The organism is Silvania sp., from assembly GCF_051656365.1.
GTDB classification, from domain to species: domain Bacteria; phylum Pseudomonadota; class Gammaproteobacteria; order Enterobacterales; family Enterobacteriaceae; genus Enterobacter; species Enterobacter hatchlandensis.
The window spans coordinates 1-8,461 of the sequence record NZ_JBOGBT010000004.1; the positions used below are offsets into that span (position 1 = coordinate 1).

10 protein-coding genes are annotated in these 8,461 nt (G+C 51.3%); 5 read left to right on the top strand and 5 right to left on the bottom strand.

What is annotated here, in order from left to right:
- On the bottom strand, positions 1-517 hold a 517-nt coding region (fliF, locus tag ACRDD5_RS00510; protein WP_438675569.1), incomplete at its 3' end, for a flagellar basal-body MS-ring/collar protein FliF.
- A gap of 227 nt (positions 518-744) precedes the next feature.
- On the opposite strand from fliF, the gene fliE reads away from it, so the two are divergent.
- The 3 genes from fliE (at position 745) to yedD (ending at position 2,086) form a co-directional block, all read left to right on the top strand.
- Positions 745-1,059, top strand: coding sequence for a flagellar hook-basal body complex protein FliE (gene fliE / locus ACRDD5_RS00515; protein WP_438675570.1), 315 nt, complete (start codon positions 745-747; stop codon positions 1,057-1,059).
- 119 nt (positions 1,060-1,178) lie between these two features.
- On the top strand, positions 1,179-1,535 hold the full coding sequence (locus ACRDD5_RS00520) for a hypothetical protein (RefSeq protein WP_438675571.1): 357 nt from the start codon (positions 1,179-1,181) through the stop codon (positions 1,533-1,535).
- Between the two features lie 137 nt (positions 1,536-1,672).
- Complete coding sequence (gene yedD / locus ACRDD5_RS00525; RefSeq protein WP_438675572.1) at positions 1,673-2,086, top strand: lipoprotein YedD; 414 nt, start codon at positions 1,673-1,675, stop codon at positions 2,084-2,086.
- A 47-nt stretch (positions 2,087-2,133) separates the two neighbouring features.
- Here yedD and amyA read toward each other — a convergent pair whose 3' ends face one another.
- From amyA to fliD, 4 genes are all read right to left on the bottom strand, one after another.
- Positions 2,134-3,621, bottom strand: coding sequence for an alpha-amylase (amyA, locus tag ACRDD5_RS00530; RefSeq protein ID WP_438675573.1), 1,488 nt, complete (start codon positions 3,619-3,621; stop codon positions 2,134-2,136).
- Between the two features lie 103 nt (positions 3,622-3,724).
- Positions 3,725-4,084, bottom strand: coding sequence for a flagella biosynthesis regulatory protein FliT (gene fliT / locus ACRDD5_RS00535; protein ID WP_438675574.1), 360 nt, complete (start codon positions 4,082-4,084; stop codon positions 3,725-3,727).
- Positions 4,084-4,494, bottom strand: a complete 411-nt coding sequence (gene fliS / locus ACRDD5_RS00540) for a flagellar export chaperone FliS (RefSeq protein ID WP_271282289.1) — start codon at positions 4,492-4,494, stop codon at positions 4,084-4,086. Before fliS ends, fliT begins: the two co-directional genes overlap by 1 nt.
- A 22-nt stretch (positions 4,495-4,516) precedes the next feature.
- Positions 4,517-5,920: a flagellar filament capping protein FliD gene (gene fliD / locus ACRDD5_RS00545; RefSeq protein WP_438675575.1), complete on the bottom strand. Its 1,404-nt coding sequence runs from the start codon at positions 5,918-5,920 to the stop codon at positions 4,517-4,519.
- A gap of 237 nt (positions 5,921-6,157) precedes the next feature.
- On the opposite strand from fliD, the gene ACRDD5_RS00550 reads away from it, so the two are divergent.
- Complete coding sequence (locus tag ACRDD5_RS00550; protein ID WP_438675576.1) at positions 6,158-7,117, top strand: flagellin N-terminal helical domain-containing protein; 960 nt, start codon at positions 6,158-6,160, stop codon at positions 7,115-7,117.
- A 183-nt stretch (positions 7,118-7,300) separates the two neighbouring features.
- Positions 7,301-8,191 (top strand): flagellin N-terminal helical domain-containing protein, encoded by an 891-nt coding sequence (locus tag ACRDD5_RS00555; protein WP_438675577.1) that lies wholly within the window; start codon positions 7,301-7,303, stop codon positions 8,189-8,191.
- The last annotated feature ends 270 nt before the right edge of the window (positions 8,192-8,461 follow it).

An 8,461-nucleotide genomic window follows, 5' to 3' on the forward strand; every position in this document is an offset into this window, starting at 1 on the left:
AAGGGGCTTTTTGTTCGCGGACGAACAGCGACGGTTTTGGCATCGCCAGGTGAACGCGGGCGCTTTTCAGCGGCCCCAGCGTTTCGATGGTGCGGGCCAGTTCGCCTTCCAGCGCACGCTGGTAGTTAACCTGCTCGCTGAACTGGCTGATGCCGAATTTTTCCTGATCCAGTAACTCAAAACCGACCGCGCCGCCTTTCGGCAAGCCCTGCTGAGCAAGACGCAGGCGGAGTTCGTGAACTTTATCGGCCGGGACTTCCAGCGCGCCACCGTTGTCCGCGAAGCGGTAGGGGACGTTCATCTGGGTAAGCTGGGTGACGATGGCGCCGCCATCCTGATCGGAGAGATTGCTGAACAGCGTGCGATAGTCGGGCTGTTTCGCCCATAAGACCATGGCGACAAGAATGGCGATAGCGGCAGCACCTGCCACGATCAACGGTACTTTAGGGTTCGCGCGCAGGCGGCTCATCCATTCGAGAGATTTAGTTTGAGGGCCGGTTGTTGCTGTCGCACTCATCGCGCACCTCGTAGCTCTTCGTGGATGACATTATTCGTGTTGAGAAACAAAACAGACTCCCGGGTCGGCAAACACAACAAAAATTCCATAATCATGGCGCTGCCATTATTTGATGATTCAGGAATTTCTATGGGTCAAATAACCTGGGTTTTTCATGCTATTTAACGCCTTTATCTCATTGACAGACTGGTACTCTTGAGCGCGTAAAAATCCATCAGGGGAAAGTCATGGCAATACAGGGGATTGAAGGCGTCATCAGCCAGCTACAGGCAACGGCAATGACCGTCCGGAATCAGAACGTGGCTGACGTGCAGCCAACCGTCAGTTTCGCCGGTCAACTGCACGCCGCGCTGGACCGCATCAGCGAGACTCAGGGCGCCGCCCGTACGCAGGCTGAAAAATTCACCCTCGGCGAACCGGGTATCGCGCTGAACGATGTGATGACCGATATGCAAAAAGCGTCGGTATCCATGCAGATGGGTATTCAGGTACGTAATAAACTGATGCAGGCGTATCAGGATGTTATGAGCATGCAGGTGTAGGTTTCATATCGATGTTTTTTTGCTCGAAACTCGATTGAGATCAATAAATTAGCGCTTTGCATTGCCTCAAGTTATATTTCGTTTAAAATGTTTCTGATTGCAACTAAAGGAAACATTTAATGAAGAAGGTAGTGATTTTAGCGCTCGGAGCGCTTCTTTTATCTGGATGTAGCGCTCGCGTGGCCGATATGACTGTCGCAAGCACCAAAAACTATAATCTTAATTCTAATCAGTTTGTTAAAGGTGCACGCGTAACAGCTGAGGATTCTGCCGCAGTGGTAATCTTCCCGCTTGGTATCCCGAATGTTAAAACAGCAATGGATCGTGCTATCGAGAAGAACCGCTGTGCAGTTGCGTTGTCAGACGTCGTTGTCACTCAGTTCACTTATGCATTCCTGGTGGGTAAGTTCGGTTACTCTATTGAAGGAACTCAAGTTATTGACCGAAGCCAGCCGGGTTGTGAGAACGCCAGCTAAACAGAGAGCCACCTTCGGGTGGCTTTTTCTTAATAACCTTCCTTTTATTTCAGAGTCAACATGTGTACTGCCTATAGTTCTGGCAGGCGCACGTCTTTAATGCCACACTCTTTTTTTTCTCCGTAGACGGACAAATGATGAAAAAAATAGCAATGATGGCGGGGCTGCTGGCGTTAACCGGCTGTGTGCAGGTCGAGAAATATGAGGATGTGATCAAGCATCCCGTTCCGGCAGAGCTGGCGGGCTACTGGCAGTCGAAAGGGCCGCAAAGCGCGATGGTCAGCCCGGAAGCGATCGCCACGCTGGTGGTAACCCGGGAAGGCGATACCCTGGATTGCCGTCAATGGGTGCGGGTGGTTGCCGTGCCGGGGAAAATCATGCTGCGCTCGGATGATTTTTACAACGTGACCCAAAAGCGGGATGTCTATCCGCTGGAACGTGACGGCAGCGCCATCGAGTATGACGGCATGACCCTGCAGCGCGTTGAACGCCCGACCGTTGAATGTGCGGCGTACCTGAGCAAAAATCCGCTGCTCAGTAAGTTGCCATAAAATTTGTGAACGCCGGGCAGGCATCACGCCGCCCGGCAGTCCCTTCGTTACAACACCGCCTCCATCACCCACACGCTGACGCTGCCGCCGTTGCAGGTGAACACGCCCTCGCCGTTTTCATCCGTTGTAACCGCCTCTTCCCGGTTGCCGAGAAAATCTTTCCAGGTCCGGTTGCCGTAGTTCTCGCCAAGCGCGATCGTCTTCTCACCCTCATCTCCGTTGGAAAGCACGACCACGCAGCCGGGATCCTCATCGGTACCGCTGCGGCTGAAGGCAATGCAGTTGGGATGATCGAACCACAAGGTCTGGATACCGTGGGCAAAGCGCTGACGGGCGAGGATCAGCTGGTCAAGCTGTTCAATGACCGGCATCTCGATGTGGTACGTCTCGCCATCACCGCCGGTATCGTCGTAGCTGGCACCGTACAGATCCGGATAGAAGACGCTCGGCACGCCGTTCTCGCGCAGCAGGATCAGCGCATAGGCCAGCGGTTTAAACCAGGCCTCGACCGGGGCCTCCAGCGCCTGTAATGGCTGGGTGTCGTGGTTGGCCACCAGCGTCACGGCGTGGAACGGATCGGCTTCTACCAGCGTGCCGGTAAAGATCTGGCTCATGTCGTAGTCGCGCCCCTGAAGAGAGGCCTCATGGAATTTCATGTGCAGCGGGGCGTCAAACAGCATCGTCTTGCCGTCCACTTGATCGATATACTGCTGGAGCTTTTCAACATCATGCGCCCAGTATTCCGCCACGATAAACAGCGGCTTAGGTGCCACCTCCTGCACGTGTTCAATCCATTCTTTGTAGAACCAGGCCGGAATGTGCTTCACCGCATCGAGACGAAAACCGTCGCACTGAGTTTGTTCCATCACCCAGCGCGCCCAGAACTTGATCTCCTCGGTCACGGCGTGATTGCGAAAGTCGATGTTCTCACCCATCAGGTAGTCAAAATTGCCCATCTCGGTATCGACCTGATCGTTCCAGCCTTCGCCGGTGTAGTCATTGACGATCTTGAAGATGCTGTCTTCATCGGGGTTTTCAATATGGTCGATACCGCTGAAGCATTTGTAATCCCAGATAAACTGCGAGTACTGACCGGCCCGTACCGGGAAGGTGTAGCGGGTCCAGGCCTCGCACTCGATGACCTCATCGTCAATCTGGGTGCGATCGTCTGCATTGACGCGCTGAACGCGGATCTGTTCTTTCTCGTCGGCACCCATTTTGTGGTTCACCACCACGTCCATCAGCACCGCGATATCGTTGCGTTTGAGCGCCTCGATGGCAGCGAGCAGTTGGGCCTTGTCGCCGTACTTGGTGGGAATGGAGCCTTTTTGATCGAACTCGCCAAGATCAAACAGATCGTAGGAGTCGTAGCCAACCGAATAACCGCCAGAAGCCCCTTTATACGCGGGGGGAAGCCAGACCATGTTAATGCCGATATCGTTTAAACCATCGGCGCGCTCGGCCACTTCCGGCCAGAGCTGACTGCCGTCAGGGTAATACCAGTGGAAGAACTGCAAGAGGGTGGGGTTTTTCATCTTCCGTGCTCCAGTTTAAGAACACAGACAGTATGAGCGAGCCGGGAGAAATTAGCGGGTGAAACAGCGAAAAATATTTCGCCCGCCGAGTATTCGCCCCGAATTAAATATCGGTAGGGAAAAGAATATTGCCAGAGAGACGTCCATACGTAGCATTCAGATTATGTTGTCGGGAGGTTTGCCCAACCAAAGTTCTCAGCTCGTCCATACGCTGCTGCAGCAAGGCTTTAAGCTCAATTTCATTATCGAGTATCTGTCTCAGGATCGGGCGAATTTGTGCCTGTACAGGCGACGCAACGTCACTGGCATCCTGAAACTGCGTCAGTTTTTCGACCGCAGTAAGATATTTTACTTCGTATGTAATCAGCTCATCCCAGCGCCCCGATTTGGTCAGAGCCAGCATCGCTGCACTGGTGGTTAACAACTGCTGATAGTGTTGGAGCAACCCGAGATTGGCTTCCATTAGTAATTATCCCGCGCATGCTGAGAATGGGGACCTATCTCTTTCCAGGCATCAGCAATATTGTTGAGTAACTCCACCACTTCATTAATGGCATCGAGATCATTATGAAGGTTGGCCTGTAGAAGACGCCGGGTCATATAGTCATAGAGGCTATCCAGATTGGTCGTTAGTTCGCCGCCAATTTCGTGGTTTAGCCCTGACTGTAACCCGTTACTGATGATATTGATGGCTTTGGTCAGCGCCAAGCCTTTGCCGGCGATATCCCCTTGCTCAATCAATATCATGGCTCTTTTCATGGCGCTTAACGCGCCATCAAAAAGAAGAACCACCAGTTGATGCGGGCTGGCACTCAGGACCGCGCTCTCAACACCGACTTGCGCATAGGCCTGAATTCCCGATTTTGTATACATGGTAAACCTCAATTCATCTTCATTAACTGTTCATGGCATTGAACTGTTGAGTCAGATAGCTCCCTGTTTGGTCCATGGAGGAAACAAGCTGGCTCAGACTGGTAAACTGCGTTTTGTAGCGCGCCATAGTGGCTTCAATTTGTGCTGCGACTCGAGTGGACTGTTCAGTCAGCTGCTTAAGCGTTTTATTAATGCCATCGGTGGCATTTTTAACTGACCCCTCGTTGCCTAACATGTCTTTCAACAGGTTGCTGGTCTGGGTCGCTAAACCTGTGGTTTTGCCATCGCCAGACAGGAAGGCGACTACATCGACAGATTTGTCCGTCAAAGCTTTGCCTAACTTGGTGCTGTCGACGGTCAATTTACCGGTAATATCCTGTGTAATGCCCAGTTGTGACAGGGTTGCTAAATCACCACTGCCTTGAGAAGACGAGAGCATAGAGCGCAGTCGCGTCTGGATATTACGTAACGTGCCGTCACCCAGCAGGTCGCCGTTAGTGGAGTCCTGGGACGCATCACCCTGTTTGACCGCGGTATATTTCGTCTGATTGCTAATGGTGGTTTGCAACGAGTTATACGCATCAACAAAGGCCTGAATCGCATCGGTCATCGGCTGGTTGTCTTTCACCACCGACAGCGTTTCCGGGCTACCGATATTGGTTTTAGTCAGATTCAGCGTCACGCCTTCCGGAGCATCGGTAATGGTGTTGCTGCTACGCGTGATCTTGATACCGTTAATGTTTACGACGGCATCTGATGCAACAACCTGGACGGTCATCCCTTTGGACGTATCCAGCGGATCGTGACTGATGTATTTCGCCAGTTCGCTGTCATCAGTGGTGATCGTCATCTCATTGGTTGTGCCGCTGTCACGCGACGTCAATGACAAGTAATAACTGTTGTCATCCGCTTTAATGATGCTTGCGGTCACGCTGCCCTGTTTGGCGTTAATTGCATCACGCACATCGGCAAGGCTGGTTTTGTCGCTGGCAAGCGTTACTGTCAGCGGATCTTTCTGGCCCGGCTGGGTGATAGTGACAGTGCGAGAACTCATCCCACTGTCGCCCAGATCGGTATCTTTGTTAGCCACTTTCGGGCTCAGCAGCGTCTGCGCAGCTGCCAGTTTAGTGACTTCTACCGAATATGATCCTGCAGTCGCGCTACTGGCCAGCGTTGCGCTAAATGCCGTATTGGTGCTGGTCACTTTTGCCTGCGCAATGGCAGATGTGTTCTTCAGCGCATCCGATGCAGTTTGAAACTTGGTTAATGCCGCCTGAACCACGCTCCACGCCGTCAGTTTTGCTTTATACGAGGTCTGTTGCGTCGTAATCGGCGTGAGTTTGGTCTGTTCGGCGGTCTCTAAATTGTCATATAACGTACCGAGATTCAGGCTGGTTCCAGCGCCGAGAGAACTAATACTTGCCATTTTTTCATCCTTTATTAAGACAATCGCTGGATGCTCTATCGGCAGAAACGGCAAAAAGATTAGCGTTTTTTTGCGCTTATCAATGCGCAAATAAAGCAGAGAAAGATCGGGCAGTTTGCCCCTTTAAAAAAATGATCATTTTCCTAAAGGTTGAGGGGGGGAAGTCGATAATCAGATGAACGGTGAGAAAGCCGTAGGCAGATGCCTGAATCTGATAACTTTTTGAAGGAATAAATCATGGCTGTTATTAATACTAACACCTTGTCGCTGATGACCCAGAGCAATCTGAACAAATCACAGTCGACGCTGGGTACTGCGATTGAGCGTCTGTCCTCCGGTCTGCGTATCAACAGCGCAAAAGATGACGCGGCGGGTCAGGCGATCGCTAACCGCTTCACCTCTAACATCAATGGCCTGAACGTCGCTGCTCGTAACGCCAACGACGGTATCTCTCTGGCACAGACTGCGGAAGGTGCGCTTAGCGAAATCAACAACAACTTACAGCGCATTCGTGACCTGACCGTACAGGCGCAGAACAGCTCTAACTCTGCCACCGACCTGGATTCTATCCAATCTGAAGTAAATGAGCGTATGAAAGAGATCGATCGTGTGACTACACAGACCGATTTCAACGGCATCAAGGTTCTGAATAACGCAACGGCTACCGCGAAAAGCTATAATTTCCAAGTCGGTTCTAAAGATGGTGAAACCATTGGAATCTCTCTCAACAGTGCTGCTGGATGGAACCTTGCGTCGGCAAACGCGGATAGCACCACTACAGCCGTTACAGGCGCTGGCGTATATGCCAACACCGTTGCTGCAGCAACACTGACAGATGTTAATGGTACTGCTGGTAACCGTTCTGTTGCCGCAATTGGTTTCGACGTACGAAGCGGAAAAGTCACCGCTGCAGCGTTGGGCGCAGGTAAGCCACTGGAAGATATCGATAAAGCGATCAAAGCCGTTGATACTCAGCGTAGCTCCCTCGGTGCCTCTCAGAACCGTTTTGAGTCTACGGTGACCAACCTGAACAACACCGTGAACAACCTGTCTGCAGCCCGCAGCCGTATTCAGGATTCTGACTACGCGACTGAAGTGTCCAACATGTCCCGCGCTCAGATCCTGCAGCAGGCTGGTTCTTCAGTACTTGCTCAGGCTAACCAGGTTCCGCAGACCATGTTGTCCCTGCTGCGTTAATAGCGTAATCGCATTTCGAAAGCGCCGCATGTCGGCGCTTTTTTCTATGCAAAAATGCGGCACACCGTGGCGACAGCAATTCCACTAAAGTTTAAACGTGTCTGGTCGATAACGATTAAGAAGGCGATAAAGCCGCTGGCCGCATGCCGTAACTTAATGACAAATATTGAAGGATAAATAATCATGGCAGTGATTAACACTAACACCCTGTCGCTGATGACCCAGAGTAACCTGAATAAGTCTCAGTCGACCTTAGGTACTGCAATTGAGCGTCTGTCGTCTGGTCTGCGTATCAACAGTGCAAAAGATGACGCTGCGGGTCAGGCAATCGCAAACCGTTTCACCTCTAACATCAACGGCCTGAACGTGGCTGCACGTAACGCCAATGACGGTATCTCTCTGGCGCAGACCGCTGAGGGTGCACTCAGCGAAATTAACAACAACCTGCAGCGTGTGCGTGACCTGACCGTTCAGGCGCAGAACAGCTCCAACTCCGCTTCCGACATTGACTCCATCCAGTCTGAAGTGAACGAGCGTATGAAAGAAATTAACCGTGTAGCGACGCAAACAGATTTTAACGGTATCAAAGTACTGAATAATACTGCGACCAAAGCGTTTGATTTCCAGGTTGGGTCCAAAGATGCTGAAAAAATCAGTATTTCAATGAACGATAAAACCGCCTGGGATAAATATACTGCAGCGTCAACAGCGGGTGTGGCTGGTCTGAGCGGTAACTTTGTTGCTGCCGATCGTAAAGTTGGAAGCAACGGTTACGATGTTCTGCAGAACGACGGTACAAATGGTACGGGTTTAAAAACCATTGATGACGCGATTAAAGCCGTCGATACACAGCGTAGTTCCCTGGGTGCTTCCCAGAACCGTTTCGAATCGACCATCACCAACCTGAACAACACCGTGAATAACCTGTCTGCTGCCCGCAGCCGTATTCAGGATTCTGATTACGCGACTGAAGTGTCCAACATGTCCCGTGCACAGATCCTGCAGCAGGCTGGCTCTTCAGTACTGGCGCAGGCCAACCAGGTTCCGCAGACCATGTTGTCCCTGCTGCGCTAATCGTTTATCGCATTAAAAAAGCGCCGCATGTCGGCGCTTTTTTCTTTTTAAATCAGTGAAAAAGATGTTCGTTTTTTTTATTAAAACTAAAGTTTGAACCTGTCCTGTCGATAACTTTTATGAAGGCAATGAAGCCGCAGGCCGCATGCCGTAACTCATGAATAAAATTGAAGGATACATACTATGGCAGTGATTAATACCAACACCCTGTCGCTGATGACTCAGAGTAACCTGAACAAGTCTCAGTCGACCCTGGGTACCGCGATTGAG

Excerpts from the sequence above, each read along its gene's own strand:
- fliT (WP_438675574.1), bottom strand. The coding sequence starts at position 4,084 with ATGGAAGCCAATCTCGGGTTGCTCCAACACTATCAGCAGTTGTTAACC.
- amyA (WP_438675573.1), bottom strand. The coding sequence starts at position 3,621 with ATGAAAAACCCCACCCTCTTGCAGTTCTTCCACTGGTATTACCCTGAC.
- ACRDD5_RS00520 (WP_438675571.1), top strand. The coding sequence starts at position 1,179 with ATGAAGAAGGTAGTGATTTTAGCGCTCGGAGCGCTTCTTTTATCTGGA.
- ACRDD5_RS00550 (WP_438675576.1), top strand. The coding sequence starts at position 6,158 with ATGGCTGTTATTAATACTAACACCTTGTCGCTGATGACCCAGAGCAAT.
- fliD (WP_438675575.1), bottom strand. The coding sequence starts at position 5,920 with ATGGCAAGTATTAGTTCTCTCGGCGCTGGAACCAGCCTGAATCTCGGT.
- fliE (WP_438675570.1), top strand. The coding sequence starts at position 745 with ATGGCAATACAGGGGATTGAAGGCGTCATCAGCCAGCTACAGGCAACG.
- fliS (WP_271282289.1), bottom strand. The coding sequence starts at position 4,494 with ATGTATACAAAATCGGGAATTCAGGCCTATGCGCAAGTCGGTGTTGAG.
- ACRDD5_RS00555 (WP_438675577.1), top strand. The coding sequence starts at position 7,301 with ATGGCAGTGATTAACACTAACACCCTGTCGCTGATGACCCAGAGTAAC.
- yedD (WP_438675572.1), top strand. The coding sequence starts at position 1,673 with ATGAAAAAAATAGCAATGATGGCGGGGCTGCTGGCGTTAACCGGCTGT.